At 55.8% G+C, this 21849-nt stretch carries 20 protein-coding genes; 7 read left to right on the top strand and 13 right to left on the bottom strand.

The genetic code is table 11. From position 1 onward, the window contains the following. Window positions 1-142: 142 nt before the first annotated feature. On the bottom strand, window positions 143-877 hold the full coding sequence (cutC, locus tag NWP14_RS00890; RefSeq protein WP_375214587.1) for a copper homeostasis protein CutC: 735 nt from the start codon (window positions 875-877) through the stop codon (window positions 143-145). 76 nt (window positions 878-953) lie between these two features. Next, a complete protein-coding gene (locus tag NWP14_RS00885) occupies window positions 954-1523 on the bottom strand; it encodes a VOC family protein (protein WP_375214586.1) in 570 nt (189 codons plus the stop codon). A gap of 230 nt (window positions 1524-1753) precedes the next feature. Between NWP14_RS00885 and argS the strand changes: the two genes are divergently transcribed. After that, entirely contained in the window at window positions 1754-3487 is a 1734-nt protein-coding gene (gene argS / locus NWP14_RS00880; protein ID WP_095101650.1) for an arginine--tRNA ligase, read from the top strand. Between the two features lie 96 nt (window positions 3488-3583). Here the strand turns inward: argS and NWP14_RS00875 are convergent, their stop codons facing one another. After that, complete coding sequence (locus NWP14_RS00875) at window positions 3584-4723, bottom strand: glycoside hydrolase family 105 protein (protein ID WP_331834435.1); 1140 nt, start codon at window positions 4721-4723, stop codon at window positions 3584-3586. Window positions 4724-4727: 4 nt separating this feature from the next. Next, complete coding sequence (locus NWP14_RS00870) at window positions 4728-6311, bottom strand: MFS transporter (RefSeq protein WP_375214585.1); 1584 nt, start codon at window positions 6309-6311, stop codon at window positions 4728-4730. Between the two features lie 360 nt (window positions 6312-6671). On the opposite strand from NWP14_RS00870, the gene uspC reads away from it, so the two are divergent. Further along, on the top strand, window positions 6672-7100 hold the full coding sequence (uspC, locus tag NWP14_RS00865; protein WP_331834437.1) for a universal stress protein UspC: 429 nt from the start codon (window positions 6672-6674) through the stop codon (window positions 7098-7100). A 27-nt stretch (window positions 7101-7127) separates the two neighbouring features. Here uspC and otsA read toward each other — a convergent pair whose 3' ends face one another. From otsA to NWP14_RS00840, 5 genes are all read right to left on the bottom strand, one after another. Beyond that, window positions 7128-8552 (bottom strand): alpha,alpha-trehalose-phosphate synthase, encoded by a 1425-nt coding sequence (gene otsA, locus NWP14_RS00860; protein WP_375214584.1) that lies wholly within the window; start codon window positions 8550-8552, stop codon window positions 7128-7130. Next, window positions 8527-9330, bottom strand: coding sequence for a trehalose-phosphatase (otsB, locus tag NWP14_RS00855; protein ID WP_095101640.1), 804 nt, complete (start codon window positions 9328-9330; stop codon window positions 8527-8529). The genes otsA and otsB overlap by 26 nt, the downstream gene beginning before the upstream one ends. Window positions 9331-9489: 159 nt before the next feature. Then, complete coding sequence (gene araH / locus NWP14_RS00850; protein WP_095101638.1) at window positions 9490-10470, bottom strand: L-arabinose ABC transporter permease AraH; 981 nt, start codon at window positions 10468-10470, stop codon at window positions 9490-9492. Window positions 10471-10485: 15 nt separating this feature from the next. Next, the gene (gene araG, locus NWP14_RS00845; RefSeq protein ID WP_375214583.1) at window positions 10486-12000 is read right to left on the bottom strand and encodes an L-arabinose ABC transporter ATP-binding protein AraG; all 1515 of its coding nucleotides are present in this window, start codon (window positions 11998-12000) and stop codon (window positions 10486-10488) included. Window positions 12001-12060: 60 nt separating this feature from the next. Beyond that, a complete protein-coding gene (locus NWP14_RS00840; protein ID WP_095101634.1) occupies window positions 12061-13041 on the bottom strand; it encodes an arabinose ABC transporter substrate-binding protein in 981 nt (326 codons plus the stop codon). A gap of 923 nt (window positions 13042-13964) precedes the next feature. Here NWP14_RS00840 and NWP14_RS00835 point away from each other — a divergent pair. Next, window positions 13965-14468, top strand: coding sequence for a non-heme ferritin-like protein (locus tag NWP14_RS00835; RefSeq protein ID WP_095101632.1), 504 nt, complete (start codon window positions 13965-13967; stop codon window positions 14466-14468). A 460-nt stretch (window positions 14469-14928) separates the two neighbouring features. Beyond that, on the top strand, window positions 14929-16446 hold the full coding sequence (locus tag NWP14_RS00830; RefSeq protein ID WP_189339887.1) for an MFS transporter: 1518 nt from the start codon (window positions 14929-14931) through the stop codon (window positions 16444-16446). Between the two features lie 37 nt (window positions 16447-16483). On the opposite strand, the gene NWP14_RS00825 is transcribed toward NWP14_RS00830, so the two are convergent. Then, the gene (locus tag NWP14_RS00825) at window positions 16484-16735 is read right to left on the bottom strand and encodes a DUF2766 family protein (RefSeq protein ID WP_095101628.1); all 252 of its coding nucleotides are present in this window, start codon (window positions 16733-16735) and stop codon (window positions 16484-16486) included. Window positions 16736-16814: 79 nt separating this feature from the next. Beyond that, window positions 16815-16898: a stress response protein AzuC gene (gene azuC / locus NWP14_RS00820; protein ID WP_095101626.1), complete on the bottom strand. Its 84-nt coding sequence runs from the start codon at window positions 16896-16898 to the stop codon at window positions 16815-16817. 197 nt (window positions 16899-17095) lie between these two features. Here azuC and NWP14_RS00815 point away from each other — a divergent pair, with 197 nt between their 5' ends. After that, window positions 17096-18517: an MFS transporter gene (locus tag NWP14_RS00815; protein ID WP_375214582.1), complete on the top strand. Its 1422-nt coding sequence runs from the start codon at window positions 17096-17098 to the stop codon at window positions 18515-18517. A gap of 38 nt (window positions 18518-18555) precedes the next feature. Here NWP14_RS00815 and NWP14_RS00810 read toward each other — a convergent pair whose 3' ends face one another. Then, entirely contained in the window at window positions 18556-19194 is a 639-nt protein-coding gene (locus NWP14_RS00810) for an RpiB/LacA/LacB family sugar-phosphate isomerase (RefSeq protein ID WP_095101622.1), read from the bottom strand. Window positions 19195-19654: 460 nt separating this feature from the next. Between NWP14_RS00810 and ftnA the strand changes: the two genes are divergently transcribed. Then, window positions 19655-20152 carry a non-heme ferritin gene (gene ftnA / locus NWP14_RS00805; RefSeq protein ID WP_045859271.1) on the top strand — a complete coding sequence of 166 codons (498 nt, stop codon included), beginning with the start codon at window positions 19655-19657 and terminating at the stop codon, window positions 20150-20152. Window positions 20153-20188: 36 nt separating this feature from the next. Here the strand turns inward: ftnA and NWP14_RS00800 are convergent, their stop codons facing one another. Next, window positions 20189-20428, bottom strand: coding sequence for a YecH family metal-binding protein (locus tag NWP14_RS00800; protein WP_095101620.1), 240 nt, complete (start codon window positions 20426-20428; stop codon window positions 20189-20191). Between the two features lie 192 nt (window positions 20429-20620). On the opposite strand from NWP14_RS00800, the gene tyrP reads away from it, so the two are divergent. Further along, the gene (gene tyrP, locus NWP14_RS00795) at window positions 20621-21832 is read left to right on the top strand and encodes a tyrosine transporter TyrP (RefSeq protein ID WP_095101618.1); all 1212 of its coding nucleotides are present in this window, start codon (window positions 20621-20623) and stop codon (window positions 21830-21832) included. Window positions 21833-21849 lie beyond the last annotated feature (17 nt).

Genomic DNA, 21849 nt, shown 5'->3' with positions numbered 1-21849 from the left:
GCCCCTGTTGAAATTGCAGGGGCCTGGTACGGGCAATCATCATATTGGGCGACATGATGTGCAGCAAAAAACGGTTTTCTTTCTCTACCCACAGAGTTTGAGCTCACCAGCCCGCAGGCTGCGCGCAAACAACTCGGGGCATTCAGGCGGAAATAATACTCTTCATTTCCGCCACCGCTGCGCCGTTAACGGCGTAGCGTGAATATTCATCTGCGTCGGCGTCTGTCGACATCGACAGCCGGGAATTACGAAAGCACATCGGCGAAGGCAGCCACTGGCCGGCAGAGCTATGCACTTCCTTCACGCCGGCTTCCAGGAACTGCGACAGGTTCGCTGCCCGCACCCCTGCTCCGGCCATAATGATTGGAGTATCGCCCAGGGCAATAAGTTCCAAAATTAATGAAATACCTTTTTCTGCGCTCGCCTGCTGGCCGGAGGTCAGGATCCGCGCAACGCCTGATTCAGCCAACGCAGCGTAGGCCTGATGCGGGTTTGCGCACATATCGAAAGCCCGGTGGAAGGTGACCGCCAGCGGTCCCGCCGCGGCCATAATTTTACGCATACGCGCAGTATCAACCCGACCATCGGCGTCCAGAACGCCAATCACGAGGCCAGGGAAACCCAGCTCCCTCACCGTTGCCACGTCGTCGAGCATCGCGGCAAATTCGCCCTCGGTGTAGCAAAAATCACCGCCGCGCGGGCGAATAATCGGATGCACCGGGATGGTCAGCGCCCTGCGGGCCGCTTTGAGCACGCCCAGCGACGGCGTTAGCCCTCCCTCCTGCGGCGCGGCGCACAGTTCGATGCGGTCAGCGCCGCATCGCTGCGCCTCCTCGGCGCACTCCGTGCTGTAACAGCACACTTCCAGTAGCGTCATTCCCTTCTCCATTCACGCCGCGGGCAACACAGCATGTCACGATTTTTCCGTTCAGAAACCGCGTAGCTTCACACTGTTACGCATCCGTTTTTTCACTGGCGATAATTTGCTCGATGGACCACGGATGAAATTTGATCGTCACGCTCCCGTCCGTCACCGCCAGCGTCGGATTTGCCAGGCGCTCGCGCTCCCCTTTCGGCGAGCTGGTTTTGACGAAGATCCCCGGCTGGCTGAGGCCGTCGTCGGAGAGCAGCGCCAGCGCGCGGGCATTAAGCGTTTCCGGGGCGCCGGCGAGCACAATCTCAACGTGCTCCCAGCCCTCGTGCGGATAGCGCTTTTCCCCAGGCCACGGCAGCTCAACCACGCTAAAGCGCCAGTGCGCCACGATGACAGGTTCATCCAGCTTAAACAGGCAGATTGGCCGACCGTTAATGATGTTTTCTGAGAGCAGCGTGCCGCACTGCTCGAGCCCGAGCCGCCAGCGCTCAGCCGTCGTATTCTGATGACAGCGCAGAGAGATATGGTCCGCAGAGAGTGGCGCAATATCCAGCCCGAGCCGCGCGGCCAGCCTGCCTAACGCCTCGGTGAAGCGCGGCAGATCCGCGGTAATATCCTGAAGTTCATCAATTTGCTGCCAGTTCGCCATTCTTGACCTCGGTACTCGCTAAAGGGGGCTAATTTATCGCGTTTCCCGACGGCGACCAACCCGCAATCTTCTTTATTCCGCCCGCGCTGGTTATTCGTTAAGCGTGCCGCCCGGCGACGCGCGCGCAGGGCTGACGCAGGGGTGCAAATGCAGTATACTCCCGCCCTAATTTGTCCACATTCCGGCGCCACCCTGCAGGGGTTACGGCGCCTTAAAAGTAAGGTATTCCGGTGAATATTCAGGCTCTTCTCTCAGAAAAAGTCAGCCACGCCCTGATCGCGGCAGGCGCCCCTGCCGATTGCGAACCTCAGGTCCGCCAGTCAGCAAAAATCCAGTTCGGCGACTATCAGGCCAACGGCGTGATGGCGGTGGCTAAAAAACTGGGTATGGCACCGCGACAACTGGCAGAGCAGGTGCTGTCTCATCTTGATCTGAACGGCATTGCCAATAAGGTCGAAATCGCCGGGCCTGGCTTTATCAATATTTTCCTCGACCCGGCGTTTTTAGCGGAAAATGTTAGCCAGGCGCTGACCGCAGAGCGCCTTGGCGTTACCCAGCCGCAGGCGCAGACTATCGTCGTCGACTATTCGGCGCCCAACGTGGCAAAAGAGATGCACGTCGGCCACCTGCGCTCCACCATCATCGGCGATGCCGCGGTTCGCACCCTCGAGTTCCTCGGCCACAAGGTTATTCGCGCCAACCACGTCGGCGACTGGGGCACCCAGTTTGGGATGCTGATTGCTTATCTCGAAAAGCAGCAGCAGGAAAATGCTGGCGAAATGGCGCTGGCGGACCTCGAAGGCTTTTACCGTGAAGCGAAAAAGCACTACGACGAAGACGAAGCCTTCGCCGAGCGCGCGCGCAGCTATGTGGTTAAACTGCAGGGCGGTGACGAGTACTTCCGCCAGATGTGGCGCCAGCTGGTCGACATCACCATGTCGCAAAACCAGATTACCTATAACCGCCTGAACGTGACCCTGACCCGCGACGACGTGATGGGTGAAAGCCTGTATAACCCGATGCTGCCGGGTATCGTTGCCGATCTGAAGGCGCAGGGCCTGGCGGTTGAGAGCGAAGGCGCCACCGTCGTATTCCTTGACGAGTACAAAAACAAGGAAGGCGAACCGATGGGCGTTATCATCCAGAAAAAGGATGGCGGCTATCTCTACACCACCACCGATATCGCCTGCGCCAAATACCGCTACGAAACCCTGCACGCCGACCGCGTGCTCTACTACATCGATTCCCGCCAGCACCAGCACCTGATGCAGGCGTGGACCATCGTGCGCAAAGCGGGCTATGTGCCGGATTCAGTTCCGCTGGAGCACCATATGTTTGGCATGATGCTCGGTAAAGACGGCAAGCCGTTTAAAACCCGCGCGGGCGGTACCGTGAAGCTTGCCGACCTGCTGGACGAAGCGCTGGAGCGCGCGCGTCGCCTGGTTGCCGAGAAAAACCCGGATATGCCTGCCGACGAGCTGGAGAAGCTGGCTAATGCGGTCGGTATCGGGGCGGTAAAATATGCGGACCTGTCCAAAAACCGCACCACCGACTACATCTTCGACTGGGACAACATGCTGGCGTTTGAAGGCAATACCGCGCCTTACATGCAGTATGCCTATACCCGCGTGCTGTCGGTGTTCCGTAAAGCGGAGATCGACGAAAGCGCGCTGGCTGCGGCGCCGGTCATCATCACCGAAGATCGCGAAGCGCAGCTGGCAGCACGCCTGCTGCAGTTTGAAGAGACGCTGACCGTCGTCGCGCGTGAAGGGACTCCGCACGTCATGTGCGCCTACCTGTACGATCTGGCCGGTCTGTTCTCTGGCTTCTACGAACACTGCCCGATCCTCTCCGCTGAAAGCGAAGAGACGCGCAACAGCCGTCTGAAGCTGGCGCAGCTGACCGCCAAAACCCTGAAGACCGGTCTGGATACTTTAGGTATTGAAACCGTCGAGCGGATGTAATACCGCTCTGATAAACGATAAAGAAACCGGCTTATGCCGGTTTCTTTTTTTGCGCCCTCCTCCGGCCGCGCGGCGCAGAGCCGGTAAAGTTCGCCGTCAGAAATACCGGCGCAGATATTCCGTCATGCACAGGATCGCCATCGCCTGCCCGTACGGCATCGAGGTGAGCGGGATCTGGCGATAGAAATCGAGATTCGAGCCCATTCCGGTGCCGAATGAGGTTTGCAGCAGCTCCCCCTGTGGAGAGATATTTTGCACAATCCCGCGCATGGCCTTCTCCGCGACGCTCGCATACTCCCGGCTCACGTAGCGTTTACGTACCGCCTTCAGAATTCCGTAGGCAAAACCGGCGGTTGCCGACGCTTCAAGATACGAGTCCGGGTCGTCTAGCAGCGTATGCCACAGACCGCTCTCGTCCTGACATTGTGCCAGCGCCGCAATTTGCGTATTCAGTACCTGAAGCAGATAGCGCCGCACCGCGCTGTGCTCGGGGAGGTCCACCAGCTCGAGAAAGTCCGGGATCACCATCGTCAGCCAGCTGTTGCCGCGCGCCCAGCGGGCCCGGGCGAAATTATGCCGCCCTTCATAGCTCCAGCCGTGGAACCACAGCCCGCTTTCCCGGTCCATCAGGTTCTGCACGTGGAGTAAAAACTGGTACACCGCCTCTTCCACATACTGCGGTCGGTTGAGCAATTTACCGATCTTCGCCAGCGGCAGCACGGTCATCATCAGCGTGTCATCCCACATCTGCTGATGATTCTCCTCCGCCAGGGTAATGTGCTGCATCCCCCCATGATCGGTACGCGGCATCTCGTTCATCGCCCACTCGGCCCAGCTGTCGAGCCACGGCAGGTACTCCTGCCTGCCGGTCTCCTCATAGCGCCAGGCCAGGGTCAGGAATGGCGCCATGGTGTTGACGTTTTTGCTGGTCGCGCCTTCAGCGAAGCGATCCGCAAACCAGCTATCGATAATATCGCGCATCGCGATATCTCCGGTCTGCTGGTAGTACTGGTAGATCCCGTATAAACCGACGCCGTGGGTCCACTCCCAGCCGGCCCACCCTTTGGTATCAATGACCCGCCCATCGTCCAGCCGTAGCAGAAACGCGCCCGTTTCATCCTTAATATTGACCAGATTGTCGGTCACTTTTTGAATAAGCGCCTGCAGCTCGTTGCGCGCAATAAAGTGCTCCGGCTGACGCAGTAAGGGACTATGTTTGACAGGCCAAACCTTCATATTATTAACCTCTGTTGAATGTCGAATTCATTTCAGCACCCTGCTTCAGGGACGGCGCGGCAGGTTTATTACGATTCAGATAGCCAATGTTGTTATTTCCCCACAGGCATGAGTAAGGCATACCGGCCAGCATCTCCACCACCGCACGATCCTCGGCGCGGGTCAGCTCTGGCTGCACCCGGCCCGATTCGCGCATCTTGCGCGTTTCGGCGTGCAGCACGCCGTGGGTTTCGAGGTTGAGCTTAAAGCGCAGGGAGACGAGGAAACCGCAGGCCAGCACCAGCAGCGTGCCCACGCTGAGAATTAACAGGATGGTGTGGCTAACCTCATAGGGCTGCGTTTTCTGCCCGGAGACAAAGCCGGATAGCTGCATGATGATGCCCACCAGCATCACCGCCCCCGCCTGAGACGCCTTGCGGGTCAGCGTCATAATGCCGGCGAAAATGCCCTCCCGACGCTGGCCGGTAATCACCTCGTCGACGTCGGCAATATAGGTGTAGGTGTTCCACGGAACATAGTTGATCCCGCCGCGACCGAGGCCGGCAATGGCGGAAATCAGCAGCAGCAGCGAATAAACGTCGCTCAGCCCGGCATAATAAAGCATCGCATATGAGAGCGAGCCGAGGCCGAACAGAACCACCACCATCCGATAGGACGGCGCCGGCCCAAAGCGAATGCACAGCGGGATCATGGCAATGACCGCAATAAACTGGAAGATGGCCATAGTGCCGAGCAGGTTGGATGCCACCGCGGCTTCCTGCATCAGCACGAAGACCACGTAGTAGGTGAAGACGGCGTTAAACACGTCCTGAGCAATATAGCCGCCAAGATACATGCCCAGATGCTGGCGGAAGATCTTAATGCGCAGCGTCGAGGTGAGCTCGATAAACAGACGATTGAGGCTCTGCGCCAGCGAGAGATTACGCTTCTCCTCCTCGGCCCGCAGCGCCGTCTCCGACCACTCTTCGCGAGAGCGCTCCCAGGTAAAGAACCAGACAAACGTCAGCATCACTGCGCACAGGATCGAAAACACCAGGCTTGCGTAAAAGAAGGAGACGGCATTGTCCTTGCCAAAGTGGCTAAGCAGCACTCCCGGCAGGAACGAGGCCAGAATTGCCGACATTTGCGCCATCGAAATGCGCGCGCCGGAGAATTTTGTTTTCTGTTTAAAATCATCGGTCATTTCCGGAACCAGGGTTTCGTACGGCACCAGAATCATGGTGTAGACAATATCAAACAGCAGATAGGTCAGCAGGTAGTACCAGAACCCCATATCGCCCACCCACATCATTGAGTAGCTGAATACGCAGGGGATCCCCAGCAGGATAAAGAACTTTCGTCTGCCGAAGCGTTTGCCGAGCCGGGTGGAGCCAAAGTTATCGGTCAGGAACCCCATCAGCGGGCTAATGACCGCATCCAGCACTCTGGCGGTGGCAAAGATAAGCGTTGCCTGAATCGGCGATAAGCCGCAAAAGGTGGTGTAAAAATAGAGCAGCCATGCCGCGGTGAGCGCCGTGGTTCCGGCGCCGAGAAAATCGCCCGATCCATAGGCAAGATAGTTAGCCAAACCGATTTTACGTGTTTTCATCGCCGTAAATCCTGTGTCGTTTTTTTTAGAGAACTCCGACAATCTTTCTGGCCAGGCCAAAAGGGAGTTGGTACCCGGCTACAGTAAAAGTATGGAAACGGGCTTACCTTTTCATTTTTGCCAGCCCTCGCCCGGCAATGGCAAAAACGCAAAGAGAGAGTGAACGCGCATCACCGATTTATAAAACAGCATTTCTTTTATAGCAAAACCAGAGACCAATTTAGTGACTGGGTTGTCAAAATCGCGATTGCGCGCCCTCGGCAAGCGCGTACTTTGCAGCAGACAATAGCCCTTGCGGGAACAGGGAAATCGGAGTAAAGAAAAGAAGAAGGGTTATTTTGCGTATCTCAAGGAGGCTTGATGCCCTACTCACATCTGCTCGTAGCCGTTGCCCCAACGCCGGAAAGCCGTACGCTTATCAGCAAGGCGGTCTCTATCGCGCGTCCGCTTGACGCTAAAATTAGCCTGATAACGCTGGCAACAGACCCGGAAATGTATAACCAGTTTGCGGCGCCAATGTTAGAGAACCTGCGGGATCTGATGCATGAAGAGACCCGCGGCTTTCTCAACGGTCTGGCCCAGGATGCCGGGTATCCGATTGATAAAATCGTCATCGCCAGCGGCGAACTCGGCCATCACGTGAAAGATTTTTGCCAGCAGCATAGGGTGGATCTGGTGATTTGCGGCAACCACAATCACAGCCTGTTTTCCCGCGCGACCTGCTCGGCAAAAAATATCGTCGGCAGCAGCGGCGTTGACGTGCTGCTGATCTCGCTGGAAAAAGGCTAGCGCCGAAGCGCCAGCCTTACGACCGGGCTAAGCCAGTTTGGGGAAGGTTGCCACCTTATGCTGCAGGTGACTCTCCTCATTTCTCGGTTCTATCTGCTTCAGGTCGGCAATAAACCGCTCCTGCCAGCGGTGAATGTCATTATCCTTAACCACCGCCAGCATCGCCGAGTGGCGCGCAATACGTTCGGCCAGCGGCATGGTGAGCGCGCTGTCCAGCGCCGCGGCGACCTCATCGCGATCGTAGGGGTTGACGATTAACGCCGTCGGCAGTTCGTTTGCCGCTCCGGCAAACTGCGACAGCACCAGAACGCCGGGGTTCTGCGGGTCCTGGGCGGCAACAAACTCCTTCGCCACCAGATTCATCCCGTCGCGCAGCGGCGTCACCAGCCCGACGTCGGAATAGCGGAAGATTTTCATCAGCAGCTTGCGTTCAAAATGCTGATTCAGGTAGTAGAGCGGCGTCCAGCCCAGCTGACCATACTGGCCGTTAATGCGCCCGGCGGCGGTCTCCAGCTGGTGGCGGATATCCTGATAGGCCTGAACATCGCCGCGTGAGGTCGGGGCAATCTGGGTATAGCGAATCTTGCCGTGATGCTGCGGATATTTCTCCAGCAATGCCTCATAGGCCAGGAAGCGCTCCGGCAGCCCTTTCGAGTAGTCCAGCCGCTCTACGGAAAAGATATTCTGCACGCTCTTGAGTTCGCTTTTGAGCTGCGCCAGCTTCGGCGGCAGCGGCCCTTTGGCGCTACGCGCGATCTCATCAGGATCGATACCAATCGGGTAGACCGCGGTGCGGAACGGCTTGCCCCATGCGAGATGAGTTTTTCCGCTGCGGGTGGTCAGGCGGGTCTGCACCGCGATGCAGTCAAGAAATGCCTGCCGGTCGCTCTCGGTCTGAAAGCCCAGCAGATCGTAGTCGCAGAGCTGCTCAAGCAGCTCGGCATGCGGCGGCAGCGCGTTAAATATTTCCGGCGTCGGGAAGGGAATATGTAAGAAAAAGCCGACCCGATTATTGACCCCGCGCTGGCGCAGCTCGTGCGCCAGCGGCAGCAGATGATAATCGTGGATCCACACAATATCGTCAGGCTCAATCAGCGGCAGCAGTTTGTCCGCCAGCGTCGCGTTGACGCGCTGATAGCCCTCCCAGGCGTCGCGCTGAAAATCAACCAGATCGAGGCGATAGTGAAACGCGGGCCACAGCACCGCGTTGGAAAAGCGGTTGTAGTACTCATCATGATCCTGCTCGCTAAGGTTAAAGGAGGCCCAGGTAATATTTCCCTGAGTCACCTTTTTCAACGGCTGACGATCGTCGCCAATTTCCCCGCTCCAGCCGAACCACAGCCCACCGGCCGCTTTTAAGGCCCCCATAATCCCCACCGCCAGGCCGCCGGCGCTGGCCTTCTTATCATCCGGTGGGGCAATACGATTAGATACTACGACTAAGCGACTCATAGCCATCTCTCCTGTCGGTTAGCGCGTCTGGTTGCTGTCCATTATTCGCAATATTATTTAGCCAAAGGTGCACCGCCGCGACGTCCGGCAAACGCCAGCGCGCCTGCGTCTCGCCGCCGCCGACTTTTACCGAAACGCCGTCCAGCTGGTTAACGATGCCAAAACCCGCTTCATCGGTTAAGTCGTCACCAACGAATACCGGCCTGCGCCCCTCGAACGGCGCCTCCTGCATAAAGGCGGCAATCGCCTCGCCCTTGTTCACTCCGCGCGGTTTTATCTCGACCACGCACTTGCCTAACTGTAGCGCCAGCAGCGGATAGCTCTTCACCACCTCCTGGGCCAGCGCCAGCACCGCGCTCTGGTGCTGCGGCGCCTGACGATAGTGCAGCGCAAAAGCCATCCCCTTATGCTCAAGCTCACAGCCCGGCAGCGCCTCAAGCGCCAGCGCCAGGCGCGCATGAAGCTCCTTCTGTAGCGCATCCGGCAGGGAAACGATATGCGTATTCCCATTGATATCACGGCGCTCAGCTCCGTGGACGCCGGCCAGCGGCAGCCGGTGAGGACGGGTCAGCTCATCGAGCTCAACCATTGAGCGCCCTGAAATCAATGCCACCGCCCCACGGTGCTGCTGCGCGAGCTGCCGCAGCGCCTGAAGCGCGTTAACCGGGATAACAACCTGATCGGGATGAGGTTTGATATCGGCAAGAGTACCGTCAAGGTCAAAGAAAAATGCGCAATTTCCGGTTGGTACAGGCGGTACAGATATCTGGTCAGCCACCCTGAACTCCTCCTTTCATGACCAGCGTTTCGCTGGCTGTTAACGAATTGTTAGCCATGTAAGTATAGACAGTGTGACGGAGCTCGCCATTTTTGATAGTTATCACCAGCGCAGCGGGCGCTGGTGATATTCCAGGATTAAACTGAAAGGTTGGAGTATTTACACGCTACGCTTTGCCTTCTGCTTGTAGCGATCGAAGATAACCGCCGCCAGCAGGATCACGCCGCGCACCACGTACTGCGAGAAGGGAGAGATATTGAGCAGGTTCATCGCATTCTCGACGGTGCCGAGGATCAGGATCCCGGCGATCACGTACGAAATCTTACCGATCCCCCCTTTTAGCGACACGCCGCCCAGCACACAGGCGGAGATCACAATCAGCTCATAGCCAATCGAGGTCATCGGCTGGCCGCTGGTCATTCGCGATGCCAGAATAATCCCCGCCGCGGCAGAAACCAGGCCGGAGATAACGAAGATAATAATCCTGGTACGCACTACCGGCACCCCGGCCAGACGCGCCGCCTCCTCGTTGCCGCCGATTGCCAGGGTATTACGGCCAAAGGTGGTTTTATTCAACAGCAGGCCGAAGATTATCAGGCAGCCCACGGTCAGCCAAATCGGCGCCGGCAGGCCGAACCAGTTGGCGTAGCCGAGGGTGAAGAAGCGCTCATCTTCAATGCCCACCGCTTTGCCATCGGAGATAATATAGGCCAGCCCGCGAACGATCTGCATCGTCGCCAGGGTGGTGATCAGGGCGTTGATTTTCAGCCTGGCGATAACAAAACCGTTGACCAGGCCGCTTAACGCCCCCAGCAGCAGGCCGGCGGCAATGCCAATCCACATGCTTTCGGTGAGGTTGATGACCACGGCGGTCGTCACGCCCGCACAGGCGATAACCGACGCGACCGAAAGATCAAAATCACCGGATGCCAGGCAAAACAGCATCCCGCAGGCTACCATTCCGGACATCGAAATCGCCAGCCCGAGTCCTTTCATATTGATGAAAGAGGCAAAGTTCGGCACAAAAATCACGCAGCCGATAAACAGCACGGCAAAGACGACCAGCATCCCAAACTGATCCCAGATACGGGCAAAGCTGAAGGCGGATCGACGGGTATTTGAGGTGGTAACAGAGGACATCATAGGCTCCTTTACTCAGGCGACCGCCTGGCTCACTTTTGGCATCGCAAGGCTTAACGCCTGCTGTTCATTCGCATCTTCATGCAGCAGCTCACCCGCCACTTCCCCTTCGCGCATCACGACGATGCGATCCGCAACGCCAAGCACTTCGGGTAAATCGCTGGAGGCAAAGACCACGGCCACACCGGATGCCGCCAGCGCATAGATGACGTTGTAGATTTCATGCCTGGCGCCGACGTCGATACCGCGGGTCGGCTCGTCGAGCAGGATCACCTTCATCTCCTCGGAGAGCCAGCGCCCCAAAATCGCCTTTTGCTGATTACCGCCGGAGAGGTTCATAATCAGCTGTTCAGGTCCCGGCGTTTTAATATTAAGGGACTGAATATGTCGGTCGGCGTTCTGCGCCTCCCAGCCGTTGTTAATCAGGCAACCGGCGTGAATATGCTTACGTCGGGCGCTGATGTTGATATTGTCGCGCACCGAATGCACCGGAATAATGCCTTCGGCTTTACGATCCTCCGGACACAGCATCATCCCGGCCTGAATGGCCTGCGCCGGTTTACGAATATCGATGGCTTCCCCGTCGATGTACACCTGACCGCCGGCGATCCGGGTGCCGCCAAACAGCCCTTTCAGCAGCTCGCTGCGTCCGGCACCCACCAGGCCAAAGAGGCCGACGATTTCTCCGCTGCGCACCGCCAGGCTAACCGGCGTTCTCACGCCCGGCACTTTTACCTGCTCCAGACGCAAGCGCTCATTGCCGTACTCGCGCGGCTTCCAGCCGTAGATATCGCCCAAATCGCGCCCCACCATCGCCTGTACCAGCGCGTCGTGGCTCACCGTTTGCATATCGTCGAAGGTGCGCACATAGCGGCCATCCTTGAAGACGGTGATCGCGTCGCTTAGCGCAAAGATCTCCGCCATGCGGTGCGAGACGTAAATAATGACCCGCCCTTCCTGACGCAGCTCGCGAATGACCCGAAACAGGTTGTCAATTTCACGGGCGGAAAGGGAGCTGGTCGGTTCATCAAAGGCGATAACTTTGGCGTTGCGCGTCAGCGCCTTGGCGATCTCCACCATTTGCCATTGACCAATAGAGAGATACTTCAACGGCGTCTGCGGGTCGATATCCAGACCCAGATGTTCCAGCTGCAGCCGCGCTTCGTAGTTAAGAAGCTTGCGGTCCACCATGCCGTATTTATGCGGAAGCTGGCCGAGGTAGATATTTTCCGCGACGGTCATTTCCGGTACCAGGTGCAGCTCCTGGTAAATAATGGCGATCCCGGCGTTAAGCGCCTCGGTGGCGTTGCTAAACGCCAGCTGCTGGCCGCGGATATGCAGACTGCCCGCGGTCGGTATATAGTTGCCGCTGAGGATCTTCAGCAGCGTGGATTTTCCGGCGCCGTTTTCTCCCATCAGGGCGTGAACCTGACCGGCATAGCAGTCAAAGCTAATATCGGACAGCGCTTTAACGCCCGGGAAAGTCATGGTGATGCCGCGAAATGAGAGATAAGGGGTAGACTGTTGCATAACGACTCCGCTCTACTGCGCTCAGCCTCCCGCCGCTGCGGGAGGCATGGTTAGCAGGCCTTACAGCCCTTTTTTCGCCAGCTCTTCTTTGAAGTTATCGCGAGTAATCAGGACGACATCGGTCACCGCGGTGAATTTCGGCGGTTCGGCGCCCTTCGTTACCCAGTTGTAGAGCATCTCGCTGGTTTTGTAGCCGTGGATATCCGGGCTAGGCAGCAGAGAGCCGTAGAAGCCGGTGGCCTGCGCCTTGGAGAGCTCGTTGACCGCATCAACGCCGTTAATACCGATACCAATCACGTCCGGAGCCTTGAAGCCCTGCCCTTCGGTGGCGCGAACGCCGCCCAGGACGGTGTTATCGTTCATACCGACGATCAGCCAGTGTTTTACCTGCGGGTGCTGGACCAGCATCGAGTTGCCGGCATCGAAGGCGCCGGGAATATCGTTGGATTTCGTCGGCACGCGGTAGATCTGTTTATCCGGGAAGCCGGCGGCTTTCAGCGCATCCAGCGAACCGGTCGTGCGGCGACGCGCGGTATCGAGCTCATCGGCGGTAATCGCCATCACCCCGGTATCCTTCACCTCCCAGCCGCGTTTTTGCATCTCTTTATACAGCTCCTGGCCCTGCCGAGCGCCGATCTCGCTGGCGGCCATCATCACCAGCGGAACGCTCTCCATCGGTTTACCTTTGGCATTAACGAACTGATCGTCGACGGTGATCACTTTCATGTCATAGCCGCGAGCTTTGGCGACAATCGCCGCCCCGAGCTTCGGATCCGGGGTACAAATAACAAACCCTTTCGCACCGCTGGCGGCCAGGCTGTCGATAGCGTTGAGCGTTTTTTCGCCGTCCGGGACCGCGATTTTAATGACCTCAAAACCTAAATCTTTGCCGGCCTTATCGGCGAATTTCCATTCAGTTTGAAACCACGGCTCTTCCGGTTGCTTGACCAGAAAACCGAGCTTAAGCGTTTCCGCCATAGCTGATTGTGACATAACCGCAGCGAGACCAATCGCCGCCAGCGCTTTAGTAAATTTGTGCATGGTAAACTCCAGCTTAAATTCGCTTTTATGTAGGGAAATATCGGTTCTAAAAATTTTTATCAGGCTTAAAACAAGGCATTAGGAAAAACTCATCCAACGATGTCGTTGTTGAAATAGTAATAGCTGGAAATCAATTCTCCATACGAGAGCATTATCACACCACGGAATTACAGTAATTGAGTGCATAAATTCAGCGAAAAATGACATAAAAAAAGCGCTAATTGTCAGACAATTAGCGCAGGTATCAGCAGTATTATCCATATCACCAGCAGAGTTATCCCTGTGGCACGCCTCAGCGAAACGCGGGCAACATGCGGGCCCACAATCGGCGGAATCTTTTTTCAATCCCCCGCTCCCGCCCTCCCGACGATTTCAGGCGGCAAAGATGACATCACGCTTTATTGATAAAAGCTTCATCGTCTTGAAATATTATTACGGAGAATATTCAGCAATAAAAATTAAAAAATGATCCAGCGCAATGTTAGCCAGCCGCATCATGAAAATTAAATACCGGGTTTAAACATCCGGCGCTTTTATTTGCACTAAGCAATACTCATGTAAACATCATATATCTACGTAATACGAATGAGCAGTTTGATAACCCCGGTAAGCAAAACAATAAAAAATGAATAAAATCAAAATATTGTAAATTTACTCTCGTAGAGAAAACGTTGAGAAACGGCCTGCCACCATAGGATGGTGTAACTAAAGGTAAATCCCTCTGGTTAAGAGTTTTCTTAAGTAAATTCTGAGAGTATTCTATATTTGTGGTCATCAGCAATATCATTTCCGGCCACCAATGGAGAGCGTGGAATTATATTATTCCGCCAGTAAATTTTGCGTAAAGGTCTCGTATTGAAGCTGTTTGTAGGCGCAAGCCCTTAACCCGCGAAGGCCCCCTTCCAGATTAATAAGGATATTTTATGGTAATTGCAGAAATGGCTCAAAAGCTGAATAACCAGATGAATCTTGAGTTCCGCGCGTCGAACTCGTATCTGCATCTGAGCGAATGGTGCGCGCAGCGGCGCCTGAACGGCACCGCGACGTTTCTCCGCTCGCAGGCGCAGTCCAGCGTCACGCTGATGATGCGGGTATTCGATTTCATGAAAAAGGGCGGTGAGTGGCCTATCGTGAAAGCCGAAGGGACCTACCGCCAGGAGTGCAGCTCCCTCGAGGATCTGTTTACCCAAACCCTTGCCGACTATGAACAGCGCAGCAGCCTGCTCGCCGGGCTGGCAGAAGAAGCCAAAGCGCAAAGCGATGATTCCACCTGGCGCTTTTTAACCCTGTTAGAGAAAGAGCAGCAGCAGGACGGCATTCTCCTGAAAACCGTCCTCGACGAAGTGCGTAACGCCGATAAGGCCGGCATCTGTCTGCAGCAAACCGACCGCCGCCTGATGGATCTGGTTGCTCAGCAGCGCCATTAATTCCGCTCCGGCGCACGCCGCATCAGCGGTTCCTTCAGACGGGATAAAGCCGGAAGCAACCGCTGCAACGCACCGTTGTAGGCACCGTTCGAGCGGTGAATGAAAGGTGCCTGATAATCCCCGTCCCGCTGCGTCCCGTCATCGCCAACCCTATTTCAGGGCGCAGTCGCCCTCTGTTCAGCATCGCTTCAGAGCTCCCCGGCATGACCCTCTCGTCCCGCTATCCTGTCTTTTTGGCGCTCCAGCGCCATTTGTTATTCCTGAAAAGTATTAAAAACTTTTAACCCGATCGCATTACTGCGCAGGTAAATCACCTTACCGATGATTAGTGACCGGGATCACTTTTTACGCCATGAGTTAAGAATATAAAAACATCGTTTCAAAAATTTAAAACAAGAGGTTTATATTAATGGCAAGATACGCGGCTTCAGCCTCGCAAGGGCTGCAGGGAAGACCGATTTTGTTACGCCATCAGCTCGCCTACGGCGGCGGCAACTTACTGGGGAGCGGCGCGCTGGCAATCAGCGGCGCATGGTTACTTTATTTTTATACAACGTTTTGCGGGCTGACGCTGATCGAGGCCTCGTTAATTTTCTCGATCGCCAGCATTATCGACGCCATCAGTAACCCGTTAATGGGCTACCTGACCGATAACTTCGGTAAAACGCGGCTCGGCAAACGCTTTGGGCGGCGGCGCTTCTTTTTGCTCATCGGCATTCCGCTGATGATGTTTTACCCTCTGCTGTGGGTCGAGGGCCTCGGCTTTTGGTACTACCTCAGCACTTACGTCATCTTCGAAATTATTTATACCTCAATCATGGTGCCCTACGAAACGTTGGCCACCGAAATGACCGACGATTTCTCATTACGCTCTAAGCTAACCGGTTATAAAGCCATTTTTGGCAAGCTGGCGAACTTCCTCGCGGCCTTTATTCCGGGGCAGTTCATCCTGCTATACGGCAAGGATTCCGCTACTCCGTTCTTCCTGACCGGGCTGACCTATGGGATCATCCTTGTCACCGCTATCTCCTGCCTGTGGTACTGCAGCTGGGAGCGTCCGCGTGAAGAAGGAAGCAGCGTCAGCGAGAAGAAAGGGCTGCTTAATACGCTGCTGCTGCTGGCAAAAGATATGCGTTCGACTTTTTATTTACGCGTCTTCCGCAAGCATCTCGGCATGTATCTGTGTGGTTTTGGCGCAGAATGGCTTTTCGCCTCCATCTTTACCTATTTTGTGATCTTCGTTCTGCAGCACGATCCGGCGATGGTCGCCGGGCTAAACAGCCTGAACTCAATTCTGCAGCTCGTCTCTACCGCGCTGTTCATCGGCCTGTGCGTGAAAAAAGGCTTCAGCAAGCCCTATATCCTCGCGCTGAGCGTCGTCATTTTCTCGGTACTGCTGTACACCTCGCTGTGGTTCTTCCATCTTCCGGCGCACCTCGCCACCGTTCTGATGTTCGGGATCACCGTCCTGTTTGGCCTTGGCACCGGCGGCGTGTATTACATCCCGTGGACCGTTTATACCTTCCTTGCCGATGTGGATGAGATCTACACCGGCCGCCGTCGCGAGGGAATTTATGCCGGCGCGATGACCTTCTCCGGGAAAATATTACGCTCCGTCATCGTCTTCACCATGGGGGCCATTCTCAGCTTCTACGGATTCCAGTCGAAGGCGCACACCCAGCCGGAAAGCGCGGTAACGGCAATTGCCGTGGTGTTCTGTACCGGAGTGGTGCTGCTGGCTCTGGCAGCGATCGTGTTCAGCAAACAGATGAAGCTGGATCGCAAAGCCCATATGGTTGTCTTACAGGAGGTCGCGCGGATTAAAGCAGGAGGCAAAATCGCCGATATCGCGCCGGAGGTACGCGTTATCGTTGAGGATTTAGTCGGCCATCGCTATGAAGAGTGCTGGGGTAACAGCAAGCTGTTTAAGGGCGAAGAGGCTACCCCGGCCCGTTCCGCCGTCTCCCATCAGGCCTGATGACGCCCCGCCGCGGCCGGCGGCGGGGTAAAACGAATTAGTGCGCTTCGCTTTGCGGGGTGAACTTCAGCTCAATCAGCGCAATCGCCTTTTGCACCGCGCGCAGCGTAACCGGGTCGGATGACGAAGGATGGCTAGAAAAATCAATAGCTTTAAGCTGAGTCGCCATCTTTTCGCGCACCTCTACAGGGGCGATAACGTCAATGACGTCGAGGATCTGTTTGATAACCAGCTGACAGGCAACAACGTCGGAAACCAGCTCGTCTTGTTCGGTAAGGTGTTGAGACATTTTTTACTCCTTTTTGCAGGAGCGTAATAGTACCCTAAATCTGCTGAGATAAAAAAACCTGCCGCAGCAGGTTTTTTTATCAGAACATGCCGGCCGGCGGCACATCTTTGAAGGTCTTGCAGTAGGTGTCGAAAATGTTTTTCAGGATCTTGCGCAGCTTCATGGAGTCACTCCGTTTTGTTATGCAGGTGTTAATGTTTGTGCGACCATAATATGACCAATATCACAAAAATCAATTTAAATGTGCGATAAATCACAAAAATAATTGCAGACTGAATTTTAAATTTAACAAAAAGCGAGCGGAGCCGGAGCGTTCCCCCTCTCCTGCTCACGATCTCTGCAGGCTATGGCAACAACACAATGACGACAAACATCTCCGCCCGGGAAGACCGGGCGTTCTCGGCGCCAGCGCTGCTGGTTGCCGGGGCTTTTTTCATGGAGTTTCTCGACGGCACGGTGATCGCCACCGCGCTACCGGACATGGCGAAAGATTTTGGCGTGGCGGCGGTGGACCTCAATATCGGGATCAGCGCCTACCTGATTACGCTAGCGGTCTTGATCCCGGCCAGCGGCTGGATAGCCGATCGTTTCGGCGCGCGCAGGGTCTTCACCCTCGCGCTGGCGATTTTTACCCTTGCCTCGGTATTTTGCGGCCTTTCAACCAACGTCGATACCTTCGTCGCCATGCGTATCCTGCAGGGGATGGGCGGCGCTTTGATGGTCCCGGTCGGCCGTCTGGCGGTGCTGCGTACCACCCCGAAACACCAGCTGATTAAGGCCATTGCGACGCTGACCTGGCCCGCGCTGGTGGCGCCGATCGTTGGTCCGCCGCTGGGCGGTTTTATTACCAGCTACGCCAGCTGGCACTGGATTTTCTTTATTAACGTCCCGCTGGGTCTCACGGCGATGGCGCTGTCGCTGCGCATTATTCCCGATATCCGCGAGGAGGAGCGGCGGCCGTTCGATCTTCCCGGCTTCCTGGCCACAGCGGTTGCGATGGTCAGCCTGGTCAGCGCGATGGAGATCCTTGGCGATAACCGGCCCGAGGGCTGGAAAACCCTGGCTCTGCTGGGGCTTGGGATCGGCTGCATGCTGTTCTCGCTGCGCCACTTCCGCCGCGCCGCCTGGCCGATGGTGCGCCTCGATGCGCTGCAGGTCCCCACATTCCGGGTCACAATGTACGGCGGCTCGCTATTTCGCGCCTCCATCAGCGCCGTACCTTTCCTGCTGCCGCTGCTGTTCCAGGTCGGATTCGGCATGGATCCTTTCCACTCAGGGCTGCTGGTGCTCGCCGTCTTCGTCGGCAACTTCACGATTAAGCCCGCCACCACGCCGCTTATCCGCTGGCTCGGCTTTCGCCGTCTGCTGTTGATTAACGGTGCGCTCAACGTTATTTCGCTGCTGGCCTGCGCATTTTTGACCCCGCAAACGCCGGCGTGGTTAATTCTGCTGATCCTGTTTCTTGGCGGCGTGTTCCGTTCAATTCAGTTCACCGGCATCAGCACTCTGGCCTTTTCCGATGTGCCCTCCACGCAAATGAGCTACGCCAACACCTTGTTCAGCACCGCGTCGCAGCTGGCGGTTGGCCTAGGTATAACTCTTGGCGCGATAGGTATTCGTATCGGGGAAAAGCTGAGCGAATGGCTAACCTTAGCGACCCTGCCCGGCATCAGCTTTCGCCTGTCATTCGTGTTTATCGCGTTGATTTGTCTGGTAGGAATGGTGGATAGCCTGAAGCTGGCCGAGGATGCGGGAAGCAGCGTGTCGAACAAAAAAACCTAAGCGAAAGCAGGGCCAGCCGCGGCTGACCCTGCTGGTGATTAGCCGACGATTTGGCGAATAAACGCTTCGATCTCTTTATCCTGGCAATTCTCGAAGAAGCACTGCTGGAAGCGCGGGCCAGAGACGGCGGTTTTAACCAGTTCCGGGTCGATGGCGCGCAGCGTATCCAGGTAATTCTCTTTCACCACCGCCGCTTTCACCGTATTCAGGATACCGGCATTACGTACCTGCGGCTCTTTACGCTCTGGCGGATAGCCTTCTCCGTTACGGCCGGTGAACGCTTTTTCGAAAATAAAGCGCACGTTCAGCTCTGCGCCCCAGCCGAAACCTTTAGCAAACGGCAGAGAGAGCGCATTGCCGTTGTTGATCTGGGCAAACAGGAAAGCGTCGGCAGGATCGATACAGTAGCCGCACACCACGCCCGGGTGGATATTCAAAGACATCAGCGCGCCCTGGCCGGTGCCGCAGCCGGTGACTACGAAGTCCACCGCTTTTGAATTCAGCAGAATGCTGGCCATGATGCCCAGATGGATATAGGTCAGGTGATGATCGTGCTCATCGCTCATACCCACGTTGTAAACCGGGAAACCTTTCTCGTCGGCAACGGCGTTGAGCTCGTTGAGGATGATGGCATTTTTGTTTGCCTGGCTGTTTTCCATCATCAGTGCAATTTTCATGCTTTACTCTCCTGAATGCTTTGCGGGTACTTCCGCGCTAGGTCGTTAACGTTGGTATGACATTACTACTTAACAAACACACTTTCAAATTTTATGAAAAGTTGTTTTATAAATTACGTAGCGCTTCACACTTTTGCCATCACGCTTCGCTACCCGCCCTTCCCGCATCCGCTTTCCTGCCTGGCCCCAATCGGCAAACCCGCACGAAGCTCTCAGTCGTCAGTCGTCAGTCGTCAGTCGTCAGCCATACGGTATCTCATATTTATCCGGCGCGCGCTCATCGCTATTTTATTAAATATCAATTAAAACCATTCTCATTAATTATTAAATTGCCAATGCGTTTTATTCCCATTTGCATTTTTAATAAATGAGTTTTTTAATTTACTTTTTGCAAATAAATAAATAACAAATTATAGTGAGCACACAATAAACTTTATGCCTATATTTTGGAGCACGCGCTATGCTGAAAACAGAAATGATCGATAAGCTCAATGAGCAGATGAACCTTGAACTCTATTCCTCTTTGCTTTATCAGCAAATGAGCGCATGGTGCAGCTATCATAGCTTCGAAGGGGCGGCGGCGTTTCTCCGTCGTCACGCTCAGGAAGAGATGACCCATATGCAGCGCCTGTTTGACTACCTGACTGACACCGGCAGCCTGCCGTGCATCAACGCCATTGCCTCGCCGTTTGCCGAGTACGCATCGCTGGATGAGCTGTTCCGCGTCACCTACGAACACGAGCAGCTGATCACGCAGCAAATTAATGCTCTGGCCCACGCCGCGATGTCTGCTCAGGATTATCCGACCTTTAATTTCCTGCAGTGGTATGTTGCCGAGCAGCACGAAGAAGAAAAACTGTTTAAATCCGTTATTGATAAACTTACCCTCGCCGGTAAAAGCGGCGAAGGTCTGTACTTTATTGATAAAGACCTGGCAACGCTCGATACGCAAAAATAATGAAGTCGGCGACGATGCTTCGGCATTGTCGCCCGATTAATGCTGACAGATTTTGCTTTCGCTGGTATTAAACCCGGCGTCTGCGGCAATAAACTTCCCTTTCTTTTGTAGAAATATCACCAGCTCCCCAGCGGTCAGATTTTCCGCCGAACAGGTGTGAAAACGGGCGTCGCTACCAAAGCGGGCGACTATCGCAGCTTCAAGACTGGCAACGCTGTAGGGTTCGCCCGAAGCGAGCATCATCTGCAGAACTTCATGACCGTGAATAGATTGCATAACTCCTCCTGTAAAGTGCCCAGATTAAACGACCTTACGGCCTAAAGTTTTGCGCCAGCGCAGCATTAGAGCGGTCTTCAGCATGTAAACTTTTCCTGACAAGCACTGTAACCCTCATTTGACGAGCCTGCCAATTTCACATACTCTGCGCGACATATTTTATTGTTAATTCCTTCATGGATAGAGAGAAACGTGAAGAACCGCACTCTTGGTAGTATTTTAATCGTGGCAGGGACCACTATTGGCGCAGGGATGCTGGCAATGCCTCTGGCATCCGCTGGCGTCGGTTTCGGCGTCACGCTCGGGCTGCTGATCGCCCTGTGGGCATTGATGTGCTATACCGCGCTGCTGCTGCTGGAGGTCTACCAGCACGTCCCGGCCGATATGGGGCTAGGCTCTCTCGCCGCCCGCTATCTCGGACGCTATGGGCAGTGGGTCACCGGTTTTTGCATGCTGTTCCTGATGTACGCGCTGACGGCCGCCTATATTAGCGGCGCGGGGGAGCTGTTAGCCTCGAGCCTGAATCAGTGGCTGCAGTGGAACCTTCCGCCGGCCGGCGGAGTGCTGCTGTTTACCGCCATTGGCGGTGCCGTAGTTTGCCTCGGGACCTCTCTGGTCGATCTGTGCAACCGTTTTTTATTCAGCGCCAAAATTATTTTTCTCGCCATTATGCTGGCGCTGCTGATGCCGCATATTCATCAGATAAACCTGCTGACCTTACCGCTTCAGCAGGGGCTGGCGCTGTCGGCGATCCCGGTTATCTTTACCTCTTTTGGCTTTCACGGCAGCGTACCGAGCATCGTCAGCTACCTCAACGGCGATATTCGTAAACTGCGGCGGGTATTTATCATCGGCAGCTTTATCCCTCTGGTTGCCTATATTTTCTGGCAGCTGGCGACGCTGGGCAGTATTAGCTCACCGACCTTTGCCGTCCTGCTGGGACAGCATGCGGGACTGAACGGCCTGCTGGAAGCCATCCGGGAAGTCGTCGCCTCACCGCACGTCGAGCTGGCGGTTCATCTGTTTGCCGATCTGGCGCTGGCCACTTCGTTCCTCGGCGTCGCGTTGGGATTGTTCGATTATCTGGCCGACCTGTTCCAGCGTAAAAATACGCCGGGCGGGCGCGTGCAAAGCGGCGTCATCACCTTTGTGCCGCCGCTGGCCTTCTCCCTGTTCTATCCGCGGGGTTTCGTGATGGCGCTGGGCTACGCCGGCGTGGCCCTGGCCGTACTGGCGCTGATGCTGCCTGCGCTGCTGGTGATGAAGAGCCGCCAGCAGCATCCGCAGGCGGCGTGGCGGGTTGTCGGCGGCACGCCGGCGCTATGGCTGGTCCTGCTGTGCGGTATCGCTATCGTGTTGATTCAGTTTTGTATCGCGATCGGCGTTTTACCTGCCGTCGGATAAAAGAGTAAGGGGCCCTG

Source organism: Klebsiella sp. C349492 (genome assembly GCF_042055345.1).
Lineage (GTDB): Bacteria > Pseudomonadota > Gammaproteobacteria > Enterobacterales > Enterobacteriaceae > Klebsiella > Klebsiella scottii.
Note: the sequence above shows the minus strand (reverse complement) of the source record. Positions and strands in the feature narration are given on the sequence as shown.

Bases quoted from the DNA above. Each gene is read 5' to 3' on its own strand.
- NWP14_RS00875 (WP_331834435.1), bottom strand. From the start codon at position 4,723: ATGAAGGTTTGGCCTGTCAAACATAGTCCCTTACTGCGTCAGCCGGAG.
- ftnA (WP_045859271.1), top strand. From the start codon at position 19,655: ATGCTGAAAACAGAAATGATCGATAAGCTCAATGAGCAGATGAACCTT.
- araG (WP_375214583.1), bottom strand. From the start codon at position 12,000: ATGCAACAGTCTACCCCTTATCTCTCATTTCGCGGCATCACCATGACT.
- NWP14_RS00815 (WP_375214582.1), top strand. From the start codon at position 17,096: ATGACGACAAACATCTCCGCCCGGGAAGACCGGGCGTTCTCGGCGCCA.
- NWP14_RS00835 (WP_095101632.1), top strand. From the start codon at position 13,965: ATGGTAATTGCAGAAATGGCTCAAAAGCTGAATAACCAGATGAATCTT.
- NWP14_RS00840 (WP_095101634.1), bottom strand. From the start codon at position 13,041: ATGCACAAATTTACTAAAGCGCTGGCGGCGATTGGTCTCGCTGCGGTT.
- azuC (WP_095101626.1), bottom strand. From the start codon at position 16,898: ATGAAGCTGCGCAAGATCCTGAAAAACATTTTCGACACCTACTGCAAG.
- NWP14_RS00800 (WP_095101620.1), bottom strand. From the start codon at position 20,428: ATGCAATCTATTCACGGTCATGAAGTTCTGCAGATGATGCTCGCTTCG.
- uspC (WP_331834437.1), top strand. From the start codon at position 6,672: ATGCCCTACTCACATCTGCTCGTAGCCGTTGCCCCAACGCCGGAAAGC.
- araH (WP_095101638.1), bottom strand. From the start codon at position 10,470: ATGTCCTCTGTTACCACCTCAAATACCCGTCGATCCGCCTTCAGCTTT.
- otsA (WP_375214584.1), bottom strand. From the start codon at position 8,552: ATGAGTCGCTTAGTCGTAGTATCTAATCGTATTGCCCCACCGGATGAT.
- NWP14_RS00825 (WP_095101628.1), bottom strand. From the start codon at position 16,735: ATGTCTCAACACCTTACCGAACAAGACGAGCTGGTTTCCGACGTTGTT.
- NWP14_RS00870 (WP_375214585.1), bottom strand. From the start codon at position 6,311: ATGAAAACACGTAAAATCGGTTTGGCTAACTATCTTGCCTATGGATCG.
- NWP14_RS00885 (WP_375214586.1), bottom strand. From the start codon at position 1,523: ATGGCGAACTGGCAGCAAATTGATGAACTTCAGGATATTACCGCGGAT.
- cutC (WP_375214587.1), bottom strand. From the start codon at position 877: ATGACGCTACTGGAAGTGTGCTGTTACAGCACGGAGTGCGCCGAGGAG.
- NWP14_RS00810 (WP_095101622.1), bottom strand. From the start codon at position 19,194: ATGAAAATTGCACTGATGATGGAAAACAGCCAGGCAAACAAAAATGCC.